This is a genomic window from Streptomyces sp. NPDC048337 (genome assembly GCF_043201175.1).
GTDB lineage: Bacteria > Actinomycetota > Actinomycetes > Streptomycetales > Streptomycetaceae > Streptomyces.
Window position 1 is genome coordinate 37,594 of record NZ_JBICYR010000019.1, and the last position, 19,824, is coordinate 57,417.

Below are 19,824 nucleotides of genomic sequence, written 5' to 3' on the forward strand. Positions count from 1 at the left end.
AGGGTGTTGCCGTCAGCCCTGTGGACAGGGCCCCGGGTACCGTGATCACACCCTGCCCCGCCATCACCCCCGAGGACGTCGCCGTGCCCTGGACCCTGCCACCCCGGCCGTCGAGAAGGAGCCTGCTCGCCGGTGCCGCCGGCGCGGCCGGTGCCGCCCTGCTCGCCGGGTGCTCCGATGGCCCCTCGCCCGACGGTGACCCCGCGATTCCACTCGAACGGCGGATGCGGGAGGCGGCCGTTCGTGAGAGCGGCCGACTGCTGGAACGTTACGACGCCACGGCCGCCGCCCATCCGGCCCTGGCGGGGCGGCTGGCCCCGCTGCGCGCCGCCGTCGCCGCGCACGCGGCGGCCCTGTCCCCCACACCCGCCGGCTCGCCGTCGGCGTCCCGGTCCGCGTCGCCGCCCCCGTCCGGTGCCACGGGGGCGGCCGCTCCCGCGCCGAGCGCGGAGCCGGTGCCGCCCAAGGCCGAGGACGCCCTGACCGCCCTGGCCGACGCCGAGCGCAGCCTGTCGGAGTCCCGGACCATCGACCTGGCCGGGGCTCCGGGGGAGCTGGCCCGGATGCTGGCCTCGGTGGCCGCCTGCGGCGCCGTCCACGCCTACCTGCTGACCTCGACCCCGGGAGCCAAGTCGTGACCCCCGAACCCTCCCCCGCCGGCCGGCCCCAGGAGGCCGCCCAGGCCGCCCTGGCCGCCGAGCACGCGGCCGCGTACGGCTACGGGGTGATCGGCGCCCGGACCGCCGGCGCCCGTGCGACGGAGGCCCGGGAGGCCTACGCCGGCCACCTCGCCCGGCGTGACGCGCTCGCCCGGACCGTGCGGGAGCTGGGCGGGGCGCCCCGGCCCGCGGAGGCCGCGTACGCCCTGCCGTTCCAGGTGCGCACCCCCGCCGACGCCGAGCGGCTGGCCGCCGAGATCGAGGACCGGGTGGCGGGCGCGTACTCCGATCTGGTGCGGGCGGCGGAGGGCCCGCTGCGCCGCATGGCGGCCGACGCGCTGAGCGCCGCGGCCGTGCGCGCGGCGAGGTGGCGTGGTGGCGGCGTAGCCTTCCCTGGGCTCACGGAACGCGCATAACGAGCCTTGATCAGCTGAAAGGGACCACGCACGCATGGCTTTCGAACCGCCGGAGCGGCTTGTACGGGCGCTCGGCGAGATGCCGGGATCGGACCGGGACGCGGACTGGCTGCGGCAGTTGCCGAAGCTCGCCGAAGCCGCGCTGGCCCGGCGCGGGGTGGAGGCCCAGCGGGTGCAGGCCCCGGGCGGGCGCAGCAGTCTGGTCGTCCTCGTCCGGTACGCCGACGGGACCCCGGCCGCCCTGAAGCTGGCGCCGCCGCAGGCCCGGCCCGACCGGGAACTGGCCGCGCTGGCGCACTGGGGCGGTTTTGGAGCCGTACGGGTCCTGGACACCCGGTACCACGAGGAGGACGGGGCTCTGCTGCTGGAGCGGCTGCACCCCGAGGTCTCGCTGCGGTCGCTGCCGGAGGCGAAGGCGCTGCTGGAGGCCAGCGGCACGCTGCGCAGGCTGTGGGTGGCGCCGCCGGCCGGGCACGACTGGGAGACGGTGGCGGAGCGGACCGAACGGCAGTCGGCGGCGCTGCGGGCGGCCCCGGCGGAGGTGCGGGCCCTGGCGGACACGGCGCTGGCGATGCGCGAGGAGCTGGTGGCGGCCCCGCCGGAGGAGCTCCTGCTGCACGGGAACTTCCGGCAGGGCAAGGTCCTGGCGGGCGAGCGCGCGCCGTGGCTGACGGTGGGTCCGGAGCCGCTGACCGGCGAGCGGGCGTACGACCTGGCGCGGCTGGTCCGGGACCGGCTGGAGGACCAGGTGGCCTCCTCGGCGGGGGCCGCGGGCGCCCGGCGCAGGGTGAACAAGCTGGCCGACGCCCTGGAGGTGGACCGGGACCGGCTGCGGGGCTGGACGGTGTTCCGGGCGGTGGAGTCGGGGAACCGGGCGCTGGCGGCCGGGCGGCGGCGGGACGCCGAGCAGCTGCTGGAGTTCGCGGCCTGGCTGTAGGGCATACCGTAGGTAGGAAGGTATGTCCGGCTTGTCCCGCAGGGGGCCGTCATGGTCGAAGAACTGCTGACCGCGGGAATCGCCGCCGGTGTGGGGATCCTGGCCTACGTGGGCGCCGCCGCGCGGGTGGTGAAGCAGTACGAGCGGGGCCTGGTCTTCCGCTTCGGTCGGCTGCGCGATGACATCCGGGGTCCCGGCTTCACGGTGATCGTCCCGGGCGTGGACCGCCTGCGGAAGGTCAACATGCAGATCGTGACGCTGCCGGTGCCGGCCCAGGAGGGCATCACCCGGGACAACGTCACGGTGCGGGTGGACGCGGTCGTGTACTTCAAGGTCGTCGACCCGGCGAACGCGATCGTGGCCGTGGAGGACTACCGCTTCGCCGTCTCGCAGATGGCGCAGACCTCGCTGCGGTCGATCATCGGCAAGTCGGACCTGGACGACCTGCTGTCCAACCGGGAGATGCTCAACCAGGGGCTGGAGCTGATGATCGACAGTCCGGCGGTGGGGTGGGGGGTGCAGATCGACCGGGTGGAGATCAAGGACGTCTCGCTGCCGGAGACGATGAAGCGGTCGATGGCGCGGCAGGCGGAGGCCGACCGGGAGCGGCGGGCGCGGGTGATCAACGCGGACGCGGAGCTCCAGGCCTCGCACAAGCTGGCGGATGCGGCGGCGGTGATGTCGGACCAGCCGGCGGCGCTGCAGCTGCGGCTGCTGCAGACGGTCGTGGCCGTGGCCGCCGAGAAGAACTCGACGCTGGTGCTGCCCTTCCCGGTGGAACTCCTCCGCTTCCTGGAACGCGCCGCGCCGCCTCCGGCGGGGGCGGCCGAAGCCGATGCGGCGCAGCCGCCGCCTCCCCCCGCTCCCGGCCCGCCGGCGGACGCCGAGCCCCCCGGCATCACCGGCCGGACGGCCGACGAGTCGGGCCCGACCCCGGGCCTGACCCTGGACGGCTCGCCGCCCCCGGACGACCGCCCCGAGTAGCCGCTGCGCGGAGCCGTCCCCTACCGCCCTTCCTTCGTTCCCCGGGCGCTGCCCGGACCCGCAAAGACCTGGGGGCGGCCCCGCCGGCGTTTGAGGCGCGGGGGTCCGGGGCGGAGCCCCGGTAGCGGCGGCCGGGGTCGCAAGCCCCGGTTTCGGGAAGGGGCGGGGTGGGGGAAGCCCCGCAGGGCTAGCGGAGGCGGGACAGGGCTTCCGGGAGGGGGAGTTCCTCGCGGGTGCCGGTGCGGCGGTTCTGGAGTTCGACCACGCCGTCGGCGGAGCGGCGGCCCGCGACCAGGATCCACGGGACACCGATCAGCTCCGCGTCCGTGAGCTTCACGCCCGGGGAGAGGCCGGGCCGGTCGTCCAGCAGGACGCGGAGCCCGGAGTCGGCGAGGGCCGAAGCGGCCTGCTCCGCCAGCGCGAGCGGCACGGCCTTGCCCGCCGCCACCACGTGGACATCGGCCGGGGCCACCGCCGCCGGCCAGCACAGCCCGCGCTCGTCCGCCGTCTGCTCGGCCAGCGCGGCCACCGCCCGGGAGACCCCGATGCCGTACGAGCCCATCGTGACCCGGACCGGCTTGCCCTCCCGGCCCAGCACGTCCAGCCCGAAGGCGTCCGCGTACTTGCGGCCCAGCTGGAAGATGTGGCCGATCTCGATCGCCCGGTCCAGCTTGAGGCCGGAACCGCAGCGGGGGCAGGGGTCGCCCGGCTCCACGACGACCACGTCCAGGTACTGGTCCACCTCGAAGTCCCGCCCGCAGACCACGTTCCGGGCGTGCGTGTCCACGCGGTTGGCGCCCGTCACCCACGCCGTTCCCGGCGCGACCCGCGGGTCGGCCAGGTAGCGGACCTTGTCCAGGCCCTGCGGGCCCACGTAGCCCCGTACGAGATCGGGCCGGTCCACGAAGTCCTCGGCCGTCACGAGTTCCACCACCGCCGGGGCCAGGTGCTCGCCGAGCTTGCCGAGGTCCACCTCGCGGTCCCCCGGCACGCCGACGGCCACGATCTCGCCGTCGACCTTCACCAGCAGGTTCTTCAAGGTCGCCGAGGCGGGGACCCCCAGGTGCGCGGCCAGGGTCTCGATCGTCGGGGTGTCCGGGGTGTCCACCTCCTCCAGCGCCGGGTGCCCGTCGCCGGCCGCCGGCGCCAGGGCGAAGGTGACGGCCTCCGTGTTCGCCGCGTAGTCGCAGGACGGGCAGTCCACGAAGGTGTCCTCGCCCGCTTCCGCCGGCGCCAGGAACTCCTCGGACGCCGAGCCGCCCATGGCACCCGACACCGCCGACACGATCCGGTGGTCCAGGCCGAGGCGCTCGAAGATGCGGATGTAGGCCTCGCGGTGGAGCCGGTAGGACTCCGCCAGGCCCTCGTCGGACACGTCGAAGGAGTAGGAGTCCTTCATCTGGAACTCGCGCCCGCGCAGCACCCCGGAGCGGGGCCGCGCCTCGTCGCGGTACTTGGTCTGGATCTGGTAGAGCATGACCGGCAGGTCCTTGTACGAGGTGCACTGGTCCTTCACCACCAGGGTGAAGATCTCCTCGTGGGTGGGGCCGAGCAGGTAGTCCGCGCCCTTGCGGTCCTTGAGGCGGAAGAGCAGGTCCCCGTACTCCGACCAGCGCCCGCTGACCTCGTACGGCTCCTTCGGCAGCAACGCGGGCAGCAGCACCTCCTGCGCGCCGATCGCGTCCATCTCCTCGCGGACGACGCGCGAGACGTTCTCCAGCACCCGCTTGCCGAGCGGCAGCCACGTCCACACCCCGGCCGAGCTGCGCCGGACGTAGCCGGCGCGGACCAGGAGCCGGTGGCTGAGGGTTTCGGCGTCGGCCGGGTCCTCGCGGAGGGTCTTGGCCATGAGGCGGGACATGCGCTGCACGTGTTGCGTAGACATGCAGGGAGGCTACCGGGGGTCGTACGGGGGCCAGAAATGGTTTCAGGGCCGCAGGAGCGGCAGGGGGGCGCCCATGACGGCGTACGGGAGGCTCGCGCTCGGGAAGTGGACCTGGCGGGCGAGGTCCGCGTAGCCGAGGGCCCGGTAGAGGCCGCGCGCGGGGCTCTCGGTGTCGATGGCGGAGAGGATGGAGCGCTTCTCGGCGGCGCTGTCGGTGATGCCGGTGATGAGCGCGCGGCCGACGCCGTGGCCCTGGAAGCCGGGGTGGACGTGCAGCTCGGTGATGACGAAGGAGCCGTCGAGCCAGTCCTCGTGCCCGGCGGCCCGCAGATAGGGCTCGACGATCGTGGACCACCAGTGGGTCCGGTCGTTGGGCATCCCGTAGACGAAGCCGGTGAGAGCGTCGTCCTCGGTGAACGCCCCGAGGGCGCGGGCGCCGCGGCAGGTCATGTGGCGCTGGACGATGTAGCGCCGGATGCCGACCTCCTCCTCGCTGAGGCCGAAGGCGACGGCCTGCACGCGCAGGGCCTCGTCCACGCGGGCGGCGAGGTCGAGGGGGCCGATGCGGAGTCCGGTAGGCAGCATGCGGCGACCTTACTGCGGGGTACGGGCCCGCCGGTATGGCATCGGCCTGTTCGCAACGGGAGGCTCAGAACAGCACGCTCATGAAGGCGCCGACCTCGCGGAAGCCCACGCGCCGGTAGGAGGCCCGGGCGGCGGTGTTGAAGTCGTTCACGTAGAGGCTGACCACGGGTGCCACGTCCCGCAGGGCGTACTCGACGACGGCGGCCATGCCGGTCTCGGAGTGTCCGCGGCCGCGGAACTCGGGGGCCACCCATACGCCCTGGATCTGGCAGGCGCGGGCGGTGGCGGCGCCGATCTCCGCCTTGAAGACGACCTTGCCGTCCTCGACCCGGGCGAAGGAGCGGCCGCTGCCGACGAGCTCGGCGACGCGGGCCTGGTAGAGCAGTCCGCCGTCGCCCGCCATCGGCGAGATGCCGACCTCCTCGGTGAACATGGCCACGCAGGCGGGCATGATCAGCTCCATCTCGTCCTTGCGGATCCGGCGGACGAGGGGGTCGGGGTCGACCGTGGTGGACGGGCTCTCGATGACCATGAGCGGCTGGTGGGAGCGGACGTCGCGGGCCGGGCCCCAGCTGGGCTCCAGGAGCTGCCACAGCAGCCGGGTGGCCTCGGCGGGGCCGACGATGGAGGAGCAGCGGCGGCCGGTGCGGCGGGCCCGGTCGGCGAAGGCGCGTACGGCGTCGGGTCCGGCGCAGACGGGGACCAGGTTGGCGCCGGCGTAGCAGAGGGAGCGGAGCTCGCCGTCGGCGTACCAGCCCCACATCTCGCCGCCCAGACGCCAGGGGTCGAGTCCGGCGACCTGGACCCGGGAGGTGACGAAGGCGTTCTCGACCGGCTCGCGTCCGAGGACTTCGAGCGCGGCGTCGAGATCACTGGGCTCAAGGACCCGGGTGGTGGTCTGCGTCAACACTGGGGCCTCACCATGCAAGTCTGCTGATCTCCGCACTGTACCCGGCACGGCTCGCGGATGCCGCGTCGCAGGGGTCGTGAAAAAGCCCCGGCCCCGCCCGCGAGCTGCGGGAACGGGGCCGGGGCGGGCCGTGCTGCTCGGACGCCGATGGTCAGACGCCGATGGCCACGCTGGGCTCGCCGGAGGGGACGCCGTCCTTCTCCATCTGCTCGGCGATCTTCATGGCCTCTTCGATGAGGGTCTCCACGATCTTCGATTCGGGGACGGTCTTGATGACCTCGCCCTTCACGAAGATCTGGCCCTTGCCGTTGCCGGAGGCCACGCCGAGGTCGGCCTCGCGGGCCTCGCCGGGGCCGTTGACGACGCAGCCCATGACCGCGACGCGCAGCGGGACCTCCATGCCCTCCAGGCCCGCCGTGACCTCCTCGGCCAGCTTGTACACGTCCACCTGGGCGCGGCCGCAGGACGGGCAGGAGACGATCTCCAGGCGGCGCGGCTTGAGGTTCAGCGACTCCAGGATCTGGTTGCCGACCTTGACCTCCTCGACCGGCGGGGCCGAGAGAGAGACGCGGATGGTGTCGCCGATGCCCTCGGACAGCAGCGCGCCGAAGGCCACGGCGGACTTGATGGTGCCCTGGAAGGCGGGGCCGGCCTCGGTGACGCCCAGGTGCAGCGGGTAGTCGCAGGCGGCGGCCAGCTGGCGGTAGGCGTTGACCATGACCACCGGGTCGTTGTGCTTGACCGAGATCTTGATGTCGCTGAAGCCGTGCTCCTCGAAGAGGGAGGCCTCCCACAGCGCGGACTCGACCAGCGCCTCGGGGGTGGCCTTGCCGTACTTCTTCAGCAGCCGCGCGTCGAGGGAGCCGGCGTTGACGCCGATACGGATCGGGGTGCCCGCGTCGCCCGCGGCCTTCGCGATCTCCTTGACCTTGTCGTCGAACTGCTTGATGTTGCCCGGGTTCACGCGGACGGCGGCGCAGCCGGCGTCGATCGCGGCGAACACGTACTTGGGCTGGAAGTGGATGTCGGCGATGACCGGGATCTGCGACTTCTTCGCGATGACGGCAAGGGCGTCGGCGTCGTCCTGCGTGGGGCAGGCCACGCGGACGATGTTGCAGCCGGAGGCGGTCAGCTCGGCGATCTGCTGGAGCGTGGCGCCGATGTCGGAGGTGCGGGTCGTGGTCATCGACTGCACCGAGATGGGTGCGTCGCCGCCGACGGCGACCGATCCGACGTGGATCTTGCGGCTGACCCTGCGGTCGGCAAGCTTCGTCGGCACGGCCGGCATTCCGAGAGAGATGGCAGTCATCTGCTGTGCAACCCCAAGGTGTGGATCGAGGTCCCGAGATCGGCGGGCTCCGGCCTTCGAGGTTACGCCAATCACCGAGCGCTCCACGCATCCGAGGGGGGTGCGCCACCCGAACGTAGGGAGCCGGGCACGATGCGTGCCCGGCTCCGGTGCTCGTGGGGTGTCCCGTCGGGCGCTAGGTGATCTTGATCGGGTTCACCACGTCCGCCACCATCACCAGCAGCGTGAAGCAGATGAACAGTCCGGCCACCACGTACGCGACGGGCATCAGCTTGGCCACGTCGAAGGGGCCGGGGTCGGGGCGGCGGAAGACCCGCGCGACATTGCGCCGGACCGACTCCCACAGGGCGCCGGCGATGTGCCCGCCGTCGAGCGGGAGCAGCGGCAGCATGTTGAACAGGAACAGCGAGAGGTTGAAGCCGGCCAGCAGGTTGAGGAAGAAGACCAGCTGGTGCTGGGCGGGGATGTCGAGGTTGAAGATCTCGCTGCTGACACGCGCGGCGCCGACGACGCCCATCGGGCTGTCCTGCTTGCGCTCGGCGCCGTTGAAGGCCGCGTTCCACAGGTCGGGGACCTTGGACGGCAGGTCGACGAGCGACTGCACGCCCGCCTGCATCATCTCGCCCATGCGGTCGACGGACTGGCCGAAGGACTGCGGGACGTAGCCGGAGGCGGGGGCGAAGCCGAGGAAGCCCGCCGTGACGTACTGGTCCTTGACGTACCTGCCGCTGCCGTCGGTCTTTGCGACCTTGTTCTCGATGAGGGTGGCGTGCAGGTCGAGCCGCTGCCCGGCCCGCTCGACGGTGATCGTGGCGGGACCGACGGTGGCCCGGATGTCCTTCTGGAGCGCGGACCAGTCCTTCACGGGGTGCCCGTTGAAGGCGACGATCTTGTCCTTCTGCTCCAGGCCGGCTGCCTTGGCGGGGGCGGCTGGGTCGCCGGGGGCGCACTTGTCGCGCTTCTCGCTCTGCTGGATGACGCAGTCCGAGACCGAGCCGACGACGGTCGTCTGGGTGTTCAGCCCGAAGGTCATCAGGGTGGTGAGGAAGATCGCCACGGCCAGGACCAGGTTCATGAACGGGCCGGCGAACATCACGATGACGCGCTTCCACGGCTTGCGCGTGTAGAAGAGCCGGCTCTCGTCGCCGGGCTGGAGCTCCTCGTACGCCGCCGAGCGCGCGTCCTCGATCATCGACCGGAACGGGGAGGTGGAGCGGGCGGTGACCTTGCCGTCGTCGCCGGGCGGGAACATCCCGATCATGCGGATGTAGCCGCCCATCGGGATGGCCTTGATCCCGTACTCGGTCTCGCCCTTCTTCCGCGACCAGATGGTCGGGCCGAAGCCGACCATGTACTGCGGCACCCGGATGCCGAAGAGCTTGGCCGTGGAGAGGTGTCCGAGCTCGTGCCAGGCGATGGAGACCAGCAGGCCGACCGCGAAGAGCACGACCCCGAGCACCGTCATCAGAACCGTCATGCGCCCGCCTCCACGGCGGCCTTCGCCGCCATCTCCCGCGCCCGGGCCCTGGCCCAGGTCTCCGCTTCGAGGACGTCCCGGACGGTCAGGGAAGTTCCCGACGCCGGTGTCCCGTGCTCATCGACCACGGCAGAGACGGTATCCATGATTGCTGTGAACGGCAGCCGACCGGCCAGGAAAGCCTCCACGCACTCCTCGTTGGCCGCGTTGAAGACGGCCGGCGCGGTGCCGCCGAGGGTGCCCACGTGCCGGGCCAGGTCCACCGCCGGGAAGGCCTCGGTGTCCAGCGGGAAGAACTCCCAGGTGGACGCCTTGGTCCAGTCGAAGGCGGGGGCCGCGTCCGGGACCCGCTGGGGCCAGCCGAGGCCGATCGCGATGGGGCCGCGCATGTCCGGCGGGGTGGCCTGGGCGAGGGTGGAGCCGTCCGTGAACTCCACCATCGAGTGCACGTAGGACTGCGGGTGGACCACGACCTCGATCTGCTCGAAGGGGATGTCGTAGAGCAGGTGCGCCTCGATGACCTCCAGCCCCTTGTTGACCAGCGTGGCGCTGTTCACCGTGATGACCGGGCCCATGGCCCAGGTGGGGTGGGCGAGGGCGTCCTTGACGGTGACGGCGGCCAGCTCCGCGCGGGTGCGGCCGCGGAAGGGGCCGCCGGACGCGGTGACCACGAGCTTGCGCACGTCGGCGCGGGTACCGGCGGCGAGCGCCTGGAAGAGCGCCGCGTGCTCGGAGTCGACCGGGATGATCTGGCCGGGCTTCGCGAGGGCCTTGACCAGGGGGCCGCCGACGATCAGCGACTCCTTGTTGGCCAGGGCGAGGGTCCGGCCCGCCCGCAGTGCGGCGAGGGTGGGCGCGAGGCCGATGGAACCGGTGATCCCGTTGAGGACGGTGTGGCACTCGGAGGCGGCGAGCTCGGCCGCCGCGTCGGGCCCGGCCAGGATCTCGGGCAGCGGCTCGCCGGACCCGTACCGGTCGCTCAGCGCCTCTTTCAGGGCCGGTACGGCGTCCTCGCGGGCGACGGCCACGGTCTCGACCCGGAGCAGCCGGGCCTGCTCTGCCAGCAGGCCGATCCGGCCGCCGGCGGCCGACAGCGCGGTCACCCGGAACCGGTCGGGGTTGCGCAGGGCGAGGTCGATGGCCTGGGTGCCGATGGACCCGGTGGACCCGAGGATGACGATGTCCCGGGGGCCGGCCGCGGCGTCGAAGAGGAGGTGCGGATCGGCGAGGGGGGCTGGGCGGTCGCTCATGCACCCCATTGTTGCCGGAAGTCAGGAGCGGCCGGACACGGAGCCCCCTTCCGTGACCCGCAGGAGGAGGTGCGGGAGGGTTCCGGCGAAGTCCGGGAGCGTGACCGCCACGCGCCACCAGGCGTCCGGATCGGCGCCGAGGGCCAGCGCGAACAGCCGGTCCGCCTCGGACCGCGCGGCGAGCACGGGCGCGATCCAGTCGTGGCGGTCGGGGTGGTCCACGTCGCCGAGCCAGTGGTCCTCGTCCAGGGCCCAGCAGGCGGGCGCCTTGTGCCGGATCACGTCCTCGCCGGTGAGCAGTCCGCGGGCCAGGCAGTCCCGCACCCACCGGATGTCCTCCTCGACGGTCGGCATGGGCACCGCGAGGCTGGCCAGGGCCAGTTCGCGGTCCACGCCCCCGACGGGCTCGGCGGCCTGCGGGGCCAGGGAGCGCACCGTGCTGTCGAGCCCGGACACGTGCGGCGCGGCGGCGGCGGGCTCCGCCGGCAGGGTGCCGCGCACGATCCGGGCCACGAGGACCGGCAGGGTGCCGCGGAAGCCGGGGGCGTGGCGGAGCAGCTCGGCCCAGAGCCGGGGGTCGTCCCGCAGGGGGCGCAGCGCCCGGGCGACGGAGGTCCGCATGCCCGTCTTTTCGGGCAGGGACCAGCGCAGGCCCCTGGTCTCGGGGATGTCCGCGAGCAGCAGGGTGCGGTGCGCGGGGGCGACGTGGGCGACGAGCTCGTCGCAGGTGAGCAGCCCCATCCGAACGGCCCGGACGGCGGGCCGGTACCAGAGGTGCCCCTCGGTGTCCTGCGTGCCCGCGTCGAGCAGCGCCCGGCAGACCTCGCGGGGCAGCCCGCCGGCCAGCAGCAGGGCCTCGACCGCAGTGGGCGGCAGGGGGTCCCGGGCGTGCTCGCGCAGCAGCGTCCCGTGGTCGAGCGGGGCGTGCGGCATCCGCAGCAGGGTGATCGGGGTCCGGGGCCGGCGGCCGTGCCGGCGCAGCAGTGCGATCAGCTCGTCGGTGGTGAACGGCCCGGGGCCGATCTGCCGCAGCAGCTCGGGCGACGGCCCGGGGCGGGCGGCGTACCGCGCGGGTCCGGGCAGTCCGGGCAGGGGCCTTCCGACGACGTGGGGGTTGCGGGCGACGTACTGCCGGTCCTCCTCGCCGCCGTGGCGCAGCAGCAGGGTGACGGTGGAGGCCGACAGCCACTCGTCGCGGCACAGGTACTTGCGGGTCGGCGTGTCGAGTCGGCCGATCAGGTCGGCGACGACGTGGTCCGGTGCGTGGCGCAGCAGGTGTGCCACGCACCAGGCCATCCGTCGGCTGGCGCGGTCTTCCTCGGCCGTCGGCATCGCTCTCTCCGCCTTGCCCGTGCTCGTGCGCGTACGGGTGTCCGTACGCGTACTCATCCTCGTACGCCTGTCCGACGTCCGGCGATGATCGCAGGTCAGCGGAGGGGACGGTGCACGTTCTTGCGGGTCGAGGGGCCGGGGGCGGCGTCCGCGATCCACGGGCCGTCGCCCGAGGGGTCGAGGACGCCCTCCTCCAGCCAGGTGTAGGTGCCGGTCAGGACGCCTTCGACGACCTTGCGGTCGATCTCGTCGGTGTTGGTCCAGAGCCGTCCGAAGAGCTCCTCGACGCGGATCCGGGACTGCCGGCAGAAGGCGTCGGCCAGCTGGTACGCCTCGCGGCCGTGCTCACCGGAGGCGCGCAGGTGCTCGGCGCGGACGCAGGCCGCGCTCATCGCGAAGAGCTCGGCGCCGATGTCGACGATCCGGCCGAGGAAGCCCTGCTTGGTCTCCATGCGGCCCTGCCAGCGCGACATGGCGTAGAAGGTCGAACGGGCTAGTTTGCGGGCGCAGCGTTCTACATAGCGCAGGTGGGTGGCGAGGTCGGGGTGGCCGCTGGGGTGGAAGGCACGGTAGGTGCCGGGGACCTGGCCGGCGCCGGTGGCCAGCTGGGGCAGCCAGCGGGCGTAGAACCCTGCGGCCCGGGCGCCCGCCTTCGCCTTCTCGCCCAGTGCCTTCTCCGGGTCGATGAGGTCGCCGGCGACCGACAGGTGGGCGTCGACGGCCTCGCGGGCGATCAGCAGGTGCATGATCTCCGTCGAGCCCTCGAAGATGCGGTTGATGCGCAGGTCGCGGAGCATCTGCTCGGCGGGGACGGCGCGCTCGCCGCGGGCGGCGAGGGACTCTGCGGTCTCGAAACCGCGCCCGCCGCGGATCTGGACCAGCTCGTCGGCCATCAGGCAGGCCATCTCGGAGCCGTAGAGCTTGGCGAGGGCCGCCTCGATGCGGATGTCGTTGCGGTCCTCGTCGGCCATCTGGGAGGCGAGGTCCACGACCGCTTCGAGGGCGAAGGTGGTGGCGGCGATGAAGGAGATCTTGGCGCCGACGGCCTCGTGCTTCGCGACGGGTCGGCCCCACTGCTCGCGTACGCCGGACCACTCCCGGGCGATCTTCAGGCACCACTTCCCGGCCCCGACGCACATCGCGGGCAGCGACAGGCGGCCGGTGTTGAGGGTGGTCAGGGCGATCTTGAGCCCGGCTCCCTCGGCGCCGATGCGCTGGGCGGCGGGGACCCGGACCTGGTGGAAGCGGGTGACGCCGTTCTCCAGGCCGCGCAGGCCCATGAAGGCGTTGCGGTGCTCCACGGTGATGCCGGGCGAGTCGGCCTCGACGACGAAGGCGGTGATGCCGCCGCGGTGGTTCTCGCTCTTGGGCACGCGCGCCATCACCACGAGCAGGTCGGCGACCACCCCGTTGGTGGTCCACAGCTTCACGCCGTCGAGGACGTAGGCGTCCGTCCCGTCCGGGACCGCCGTGGTGGCCAGGCGCGCCGGGTCGGAGCCCACGTCGGGCTCGGTGAGCAGGAAGGCGCTGATGGCGGTGGTGGCGCAGCGCGGCAGGTAGGTGTCCTTCTGCTCCTGCGTGCCGAAGATCTTCAGCGGCTGGGGGACGCCGATCGACTGGTGGGCGGAGAGCAGGGCGCCGATGGCCGGGCTGACGGAGCCGACGAGCGCGAGGGCCTTGTTGTAGTAGACCTGGGTGAGGCCGAGGCCCCCGTACTTGGGGTCGATCTTCATCCCGAGCGCGCCGAGCTCTTTCAGCCCGCGCACGGTCTCGTCGGGGATCCGCGCCTCGCGCTCGATGCGGGCCGCGGTGCCGTTTGCGAGCTCGTTCTCGCAGAAGGTCCGCAGCCGGGCGAGGAAGGCCTCGCCGCGCCGGACGTCCTCGTCCGCGGGAAGCGGATGGGGATGGATCAGGTCGAGCCGCAGCCTGCCGAGGAACAGCTCCTTGGCGAAGCTGGGCTTGCGCCAGTCCTGCTCCCGGGCCGCTTCCGCGACCTGCCGTGCCTCGCGCTCGGTCACCTTGGGCTGTGCGGGCTGTGTTGCGGACATGAGGGGACTCACCTCGCCGCCGAGTCGGGTGGTTCACCGGATTACCAGCCGGTGCTACCTGTGAGTCGTACCCAATGTGGGCGGGATGGAAAAGGGGGACGGCCGGAGCCCCCGCACAGTAGGCTCCGGCCGTCGGCTCATTGGCCGTACGAGATCAGATGTCGAGGCCGGTCAGGACCAGGACTCGCTCGTACGTGTAGTCGTCCATCGCGTAGCGGACGCCCTCGCGGCCCACACCGGACTGCTTGACGCCGCCGTACGGCATCTGGTCGGCGCGGTAGGACGGCGCGTCGCCGACGATCACACCGCCGACCTCGAGCTCGCGGTGGGCGCGGAACGCGGTCTGGATGTCGCGCGTGAAGACACCGGTCTGCAGGCCGAACTTCGAGTCGTTGACGGCGGCGAAGGCCTCGTCGGTGTTCTCGACCTTGGTGAGGGTGAGGACCGGCCCGAAGACCTCCTCGGTGGCGAGCTTGACGCCCGCCGGGACCTCGGCGAGCACGGTGGGCTCGAAGGAGGCACCCTCGCGCTTGCCGCCGGTGAGCAGCTTGGCTCCGGCCGACACGGCCTCGTCGACCCAGGACTCGACACGCTTGGCGGCGTCCTCGGAGACGAGGGGGCCGACGTCGGTGGCGGAGTCGGACGGGTCGCCGGTGACCTGCGCCTGGACCTTCGCGACGACCTTCTCGACGAGGGTGTCGTAGACGGAGGCGTCGGCGATCACGCGCTGCACCGAGATGCAGGACTGGCCGGCCTGGTAGTTCGAGAAGGTCGCGATACGGGTCGCGGCCCAGTCGAGGTCGGCCTCGGAGGCCCAGTCGGCGAGGACCACGGCCGCGGCGTTGCCGCCGAGCTCCAGGGTGCAGTGCTTGTGGGGCACCGACTGCTGGATGGCGTAGCCGACGGTGTCGGAGCCGGTGAACGAGATGACGGGGAGGCGCTCGTCCTTGACCAGGGCGGGCATCTTGTCGTTCGCGACGGGCAGCACGGACCACGAACCGGCCGGGAGGTCCGTCTCGGCGAGCAGCTCGCCCAGGATCAGACCGGACAGCGGGGTGGCCGGGGCCGGCTTCAGGATGATCGGCGCACCGACGGCGATGGCCGGGGCCACCTTGTGGGCGCACAGGTTCAGGGGGAAGTTGAACGGCGCGATGCCGAGGACCGGACCCTTGACGAAGCGGCGGGTCAGCGCGAGACGGCCGACGCCACCGGCGTCGGTGTCGAGGCGCTGGGCCTCTCCGCCGTTGAAGCGGCGGGCCTCTTCGGCGGCGAAGCGGAACACGGACACCGCACGGCCGACCTCACCGCGGGCCCACTTGATGGGCTTGCCGTTCTCGGCGGAGATCAGCTGGGCGATCTCCTCGGTCCGCTCGACGAGCCGCTTGGACACGTGGTCCAGGGCGGCGGCCCGCACGTGGGCCGGGGTCGCGGAGAACTCCGCCGTCACGGCGTACGCCGCGGCCACGGCCTCTTCGACCTGGGCGTCGGTGGGCACGCTGACCGTGCCGACGAGACGGCCGTCCCACGGGGAGTGGACGTCGAAGCTGTCCTCGCCGGTGGCCTGGCGGCCGGCGAGCCAGAAGGCGTGGGTGGAAGTCATGCGAATCCCGGCCCTTCGAGTGTGTGCGGTGGGTCGTTGACTCCTCCACGGTAGGACTCCGCCGGGGATTCGGTGTTTATCCGGCGTGTAGTACCTGCCGATGGGGCTGCGCCGCTTTGTCAGTGTCGTGGGCCGGCGGGGCCGTGCCGAGCCCCTGCGGGGGTTGTGCGGTGCCTACCGTGCGCGGCGCCGTTGTCGGGGGCTCCGCCCCCGAACCCCCGCGCCTCAAACGCCGGCGAGGCTGAAATTGCCCTGCGGGCAAGCCGAGGCCGGCCAAATCCAGCCCCTCCGGCGTTTGAGGAGCGGGGTACGGGGCGGAGCCCCGGGCCTGTAGCCGCACTGTGGCACTCGGGCGGGCAAATCCAGCCTCGCCGGCGATTGAGGCGCGGGGGTACGGGGCGGAGCCCCGGTCCTTGAGGCGCGCGGGCCCACTCGGCCGCACCCCATCCAGCCCCGCTGGCGGCTACGACGGGGGCGGGGAGGCCTTGAGGGCGAGCCACAGTTCCATGCGGACGTCCGGGTCGTCCAGGGAGCGGCCGAGGATCTCCTCGACCCGCTTCATGCGGTAGCGGAGCGTGTGCCGGTGCACGCCGAGGTCGGCCGCCGCCGCGTCCCACTGGCCGTGCCGGGAGAGCCACGCATGGAGGGATGCCACCAGGTCACCGCGCCCGGTCGCATCGTGCTCCCGCAGCGCGCGCAGGGTGCCGTCCGCGAAGGCCCGTACGGCGTCGTCCGCCAGCAGCGGCAGCACCGACCCCGCCGCCATGTCCTCGTGCTCCACCAGCGAGCGCCCCCGCCGCCGGGCCACGGCCAGCGCCTGGTCGGCCTGTTTGAGGGCCGCCGCCACCGTGCCGGGGCCCGCCGGGGCGGACAGGCCGACCACCAGTTCGTCCGGCTCCGGACCGGCGGTGTCCCGCCCCCGCCGCGCCTCGATGGCCTCCGCGTGGTCCACGCACGCCTGTACGGCCGACCCCGCGTCGGCGGCCAGCACCACCAGCCGCCCCGGCTCGGGCACCACCAGCAGCGTCTCGCCCGTACGGGCCGCCGCCGACTCCACCGCGTCGGCCAGCAGCGCCAGTCCCTCCGGCTGCGCCGTCCCCGGCAGTGCCGGCTCGGCCGTGATCAGCCGGAACGGTGCCTCCAGCAGGGCCCCGTACAGGTCCCCGGCGACCTCCCGCGCGTGCTCGTCCTCCCCCGCCAGCAGCATCCGCAGCACCGCCGCCCCCAGCCGGGACTCGGCGTCGTGCAGCGAGCGCGACCGCTCGGTGGTGAGGGTGAGGAGGGCGACCGCGGAGTGGACGGCGTACCGCTCGGCCGTGCCCAGCGGGGCCCCGGTGCCGACCGCGAGGGCGCCCCGCGCCCGGCGGCCCGTACCCAGGGACTGGAGCTCGACCCGGTCCTCCGAGCCGCCGACCACGGCGCTCGCCGGCGCGGGCCGCTCCCGCAGCCGCTCCACGTCGGGGGTGAGCCGGGCGGCCCGGCGCGCGGCCCAGTCGGGGGCCGCCGCGACGACCGCGCCCGAGGTGTCGTACAGCGCGGCCCAGCCGTGCACGTGCGCCGCCAGCTTCGCCAGCAGCTCGGCGGGCCCGTCGGCGGAGAGCGCGGCGCGGGTCAGCTCCCGCTGCGCCTCGAACCCGGCGGTCACCGCCCGGTACTGGTCGGCCGCCAGCGCGGCGGAGACGGCCTTGCTGATCGCGAGGAACGGGGTCCGCCGGGGGACCTCCAGCAGCGGCATGTCCTCGGCCCGCGCGGCCTCGACCAGGGCCTCGGGGATCGCGTCGTAGTTGACGCCGACCGCGAAGCCGATGCCGACGACCCCGGCCGCCGCGAGCCGCCGTACGTAGGCGCTCATCTCCTGCGGATCCTCCGCGTCCAGCTTCATCGCGGTGATCAGGAGCAGCTCCCCGCCCTCCATGTAGGGGACGGGGTCGGCGAGCTCGCTGACGTGGGCCCAGCGCACGGGGGTGTCGAGGCGGCTCTCCCCCGCCCGGACGCTGAGCTTGAGCGCCGAGTGCTGGACGAGCGAGGCGAGGGTGAGCGGCATCGGGTACCAGGGGCCTTAGCGGGAGGGGGCGGGGAGAGGGGGGCGCGGCCGAAAAGCGCCGCGGGAGAAGAGCAGCAGAGGAGCCGCCGACGCTTTTCGCCGTGTCGTATGAACGGCTCCCCTCGATTCTGCCACCTCGTACGGGTCGACTCAGCCCGGATCAGGCCGTTGCCGCTCCCGCCAGCCGGACCAGCAGCGGAGCCGCCCGCTCCCCGCGGACCGAGGTCAGCGACAGCACCGCGTGCCCCGGCGGTACGGCGTGCGCCAGGTCGGAGGCGGACCAGCGCTCGCGCTCCACCTGTCGCACGGTGACCGCGTCCGTGGTGACGGCCTTGCCGGTGACGAGCTTGCGGAAGGCGTGGATGGCCCGGGTCAGCGGCTGGTCGGCGAAGACGGTGCGGTGGGTGACGTCGCGGGTCTCCACCCACTCGGTGCCCCAGGTCTCGGCGAAGCGCTTGCCGTCCCAGGTGGTGACCCCGGAGAAGGCCATGCGGCAGCCGACGGCGCCGAGCAGCGGGGTCCGCAGCGCCTCCGGTACGTCGTCCAGGGTGCGCAGCGTGAGCAGGACCCCGGCGTTGGCGGAGCGCAGCCGCTGGACGCCGCGGACGGTCTCGGGGGTGAGGGTGTGGGAGGCGTCGTCGAAGGCGAGGAAGGCGAAGAGGGAGCGGTCGGTGCGGGCGGCCGCGGCGGCGTTGAACTGGGCGAGCAGCAGCCGGGCCAGCATGCGGGAGGCGTCCGCGTGGCCGCGCTCGGGGAGGTCGACGCGGACGCGGAGCGGGTGCTCCAGCGCGCGCAGCGAGAAGGGCCTGCCCTGGCCGGTGGTGTCGAAGAACCCGGCGAAGGCCGGCCGGTCGAGGAGGGCCACCCGGTCGGCGAGGACGGGTCCGGGGTCGCCGTGGGCGCCGTGCTGCCGTTCCCGGGCGTCCAGCTCGCGGAGCATCGCGTGCTGTCCGGCGTCGGCCAGTGCCCGGCGCAGCGCGTCGAGCACGTCCGGGACCTGGTCGAGCAGTTCGCGGAGCTCGGGCACGGCGGGGAAGCGGTCGTACGCGGCCCGGAAGGGCCCCAGCAGCTGGGCGAGGGCGGTCGCGGCCCGGCGCACCTCGATCCCCTGCACGTCTCCGACGAAGGCCTCGGCGAGGAGGGTGGCGGCCTCGTCGGGGTCGGTGGTGCCACCGTAGAGGTCGAGGTCGTAGACGGAGGCGGGATCGCCTACCCGCACCACGACGTCGAAGGCGGCATCGGGCCCGAGCCCGGCCCCGGCCGCCCCGACGGCGACGACGGCGGCCTGCCCGGCGAGCGCCTGCAGCGCGAGCGACTCGACGACGGGCCGCACGAGCCGGCCGGTCTTCCCGCTGCCGGAGGGGCCGACGGCGAGCAGGGAGGTCCCGAGCACGTCGGGGTCGAGCGCGAGGGAAGTGCCCCGACGGGCATACGGATTGCGCGGCCCGTCCTCGACGGTACCCAGCAGCACCTGACGGGCGAGCAGATCGTGCCGCGCGGCCCGCACGGGCAGGTCCCGCGCCCCGGACGGGTGCACGCAGGCCCCGGCCCCCTTGTCCCGCACGGCCTCGGTGAAGGCCCGCAGCCGCGACGGATCAACGGTCACGGACTCCCACGCCCGCCGAATCCGCGCATAGTCCACATCATTCATCCGCCCACCCCCGACCTCGTCCCCCAGCCGATCGGCAACCTCCCCAAGCCCGACGGCCCGCAACTGCGGCCACCGCACGGGGTCCTCGGGGCCGCCCTGTTCGGGCCGGGCGGCCGGTACCGCTGCCTGTACGGCCCGTCCCGCGCGGCTGCCGATGATGCGGCGGGCCAGCTCGGGCCAGCGGCCGAGGCGCCCGAAGCCGAAGACCAGGGCTCCGATGACGATGGCGTACCAGACGTAGGCGGCCGCGACCGACGCGTCGGTGTGGGCCCAGGAGTCGGGCGTGAACATGTAGAGCGGCCAGAGCCAGAAGCCGCCGAGGTAGCCGTTCCACAACAGGGACCACAGCAGCAGCCCGGCCAGCAGAGCGATCAGCGCCCCGCTGAGCAGTTGGCGGACCGGGGTCACCTCGGGCTCTTCCGCGGGGCGCGGCACGTGACCGTACGACCAGACGCCCGGCCCGTCCGAGGAGCGCGGGACGCGCAGCCAGTCCCCGAGGGTGGACCCCGCCGTCGGCGCGTGGGCCGGCTTCGGGGGGAGGCCGGGAGGCGGCGGAGAGGCCGGCCGGGGGATGTGCCCGGTGCTGGACGGGCGCGTCTCGTGCGTGCCGTCGGTGTCCATGTAACCCGTGCCCCCTGCCCGTTGCCGCACTGTGCTGCGCGCTCAATCTAGTGGCCCGACCCACCCGTCGCCCCCTCCCCGGTCGTGATCCACGGGACGGGCCGCGGATTCCTTCC

15 protein-coding genes are annotated in these 19,824 nt (G+C 73.4%); 4 read left to right on the top strand and 11 right to left on the bottom strand.

Translation table 11 applies throughout. The annotated features are described in order from the left end of the window. Window positions 1-41: 41 nt before the first annotated feature. Genes ACGFYU_RS26865 through ACGFYU_RS26880 form a run of 4 tightly spaced genes read left to right on the top strand, consistent with a single transcriptional unit; the run spans window position 42 to window position 2,996 of the window. Window positions 42-638, top strand: coding sequence for a hypothetical protein (locus tag ACGFYU_RS26865; protein WP_393829882.1), 597 nt, complete (start codon window positions 42-44; stop codon window positions 636-638). Further along, window positions 635-1,075, top strand: coding sequence for a ferritin-like domain-containing protein (locus ACGFYU_RS26870; protein ID WP_393829883.1), 441 nt, complete (start codon window positions 635-637; stop codon window positions 1,073-1,075). The genes ACGFYU_RS26865 and ACGFYU_RS26870 overlap by 4 nt, the downstream gene beginning before the upstream one ends. 34 nt (window positions 1,076-1,109) lie before the next feature. Then, window positions 1,110-2,012: an aminoglycoside phosphotransferase family protein gene (locus ACGFYU_RS26875; RefSeq protein ID WP_393829884.1), complete on the top strand. Its 903-nt coding sequence runs from the start codon at window positions 1,110-1,112 to the stop codon at window positions 2,010-2,012. A gap of 51 nt (window positions 2,013-2,063) precedes the next feature. Continuing rightward, on the top strand, window positions 2,064-2,996 hold the full coding sequence (locus ACGFYU_RS26880; RefSeq protein WP_393829885.1) for a slipin family protein: 933 nt from the start codon (window positions 2,064-2,066) through the stop codon (window positions 2,994-2,996). A gap of 187 nt (window positions 2,997-3,183) precedes the next feature. Here ACGFYU_RS26880 and ACGFYU_RS26885 read toward each other — a convergent pair whose 3' ends face one another. The 11 genes from ACGFYU_RS26885 to ACGFYU_RS26935 all read right to left on the bottom strand — a co-directional run bounded on the left by ACGFYU_RS26885 (window position 3,184) and on the right by ACGFYU_RS26935 (window position 19,708). Then, window positions 3,184-4,881, bottom strand: a complete 1,698-nt coding sequence (locus tag ACGFYU_RS26885) for a proline--tRNA ligase (RefSeq protein WP_393829886.1) — start codon at window positions 4,879-4,881, stop codon at window positions 3,184-3,186. A 42-nt stretch (window positions 4,882-4,923) separates the two neighbouring features. Continuing rightward, on the bottom strand, window positions 4,924-5,466 hold the full coding sequence (locus tag ACGFYU_RS26890; protein WP_393829887.1) for a GNAT family N-acetyltransferase: 543 nt from the start codon (window positions 5,464-5,466) through the stop codon (window positions 4,924-4,926). 64 nt (window positions 5,467-5,530) lie between these two features. After that, complete coding sequence (locus tag ACGFYU_RS26895) at window positions 5,531-6,376, bottom strand: GNAT family N-acetyltransferase (RefSeq protein WP_393829888.1); 846 nt, start codon at window positions 6,374-6,376, stop codon at window positions 5,531-5,533. A gap of 151 nt (window positions 6,377-6,527) precedes the next feature. Then, the gene (gene ispG, locus ACGFYU_RS26900; RefSeq protein ID WP_393829889.1) at window positions 6,528-7,685 is read right to left on the bottom strand and encodes a flavodoxin-dependent (E)-4-hydroxy-3-methylbut-2-enyl-diphosphate synthase; all 1,158 of its coding nucleotides are present in this window, start codon (window positions 7,683-7,685) and stop codon (window positions 6,528-6,530) included. A gap of 175 nt (window positions 7,686-7,860) precedes the next feature. Next, window positions 7,861-9,162, bottom strand: coding sequence for a M50 family metallopeptidase (locus tag ACGFYU_RS26905; protein ID WP_393829890.1), 1,302 nt, complete (start codon window positions 9,160-9,162; stop codon window positions 7,861-7,863). After that, on the bottom strand, window positions 9,159-10,412 hold the full coding sequence (dxr, locus tag ACGFYU_RS26910) for a 1-deoxy-D-xylulose-5-phosphate reductoisomerase (RefSeq protein WP_393829891.1): 1,254 nt from the start codon (window positions 10,410-10,412) through the stop codon (window positions 9,159-9,161). The genes ACGFYU_RS26905 and dxr overlap by 4 nt, the downstream gene beginning before the upstream one ends. A gap of 21 nt (window positions 10,413-10,433) precedes the next feature. Then, a complete protein-coding gene (locus ACGFYU_RS26915; protein ID WP_393829892.1) occupies window positions 10,434-11,801 on the bottom strand; it encodes a hypothetical protein in 1,368 nt (455 codons plus the stop codon). Window positions 11,802-11,839: 38 nt separating this feature from the next. Continuing rightward, on the bottom strand, window positions 11,840-13,792 hold the full coding sequence (locus ACGFYU_RS26920; RefSeq protein ID WP_393829893.1) for an acyl-CoA dehydrogenase family protein: 1,953 nt from the start codon (window positions 13,790-13,792) through the stop codon (window positions 11,840-11,842). A gap of 154 nt (window positions 13,793-13,946) precedes the next feature. Then, window positions 13,947-15,392: an aldehyde dehydrogenase family protein gene (locus ACGFYU_RS26925; protein WP_393829894.1), complete on the bottom strand. Its 1,446-nt coding sequence runs from the start codon at window positions 15,390-15,392 to the stop codon at window positions 13,947-13,949. 463 nt (window positions 15,393-15,855) lie between these two features. Next, entirely contained in the window at window positions 15,856-17,436 is a 1,581-nt protein-coding gene (locus tag ACGFYU_RS26930; RefSeq protein WP_393829895.1) for a PucR family transcriptional regulator, read from the bottom strand. A 160-nt stretch (window positions 17,437-17,596) separates the two neighbouring features. Further along, window positions 17,597-19,708: an ATP-binding protein gene (locus ACGFYU_RS26935; RefSeq protein WP_393829896.1), complete on the bottom strand. Its 2,112-nt coding sequence runs from the start codon at window positions 19,706-19,708 to the stop codon at window positions 17,597-17,599. Window positions 19,709-19,824: the final 116 nt, after the last annotated feature.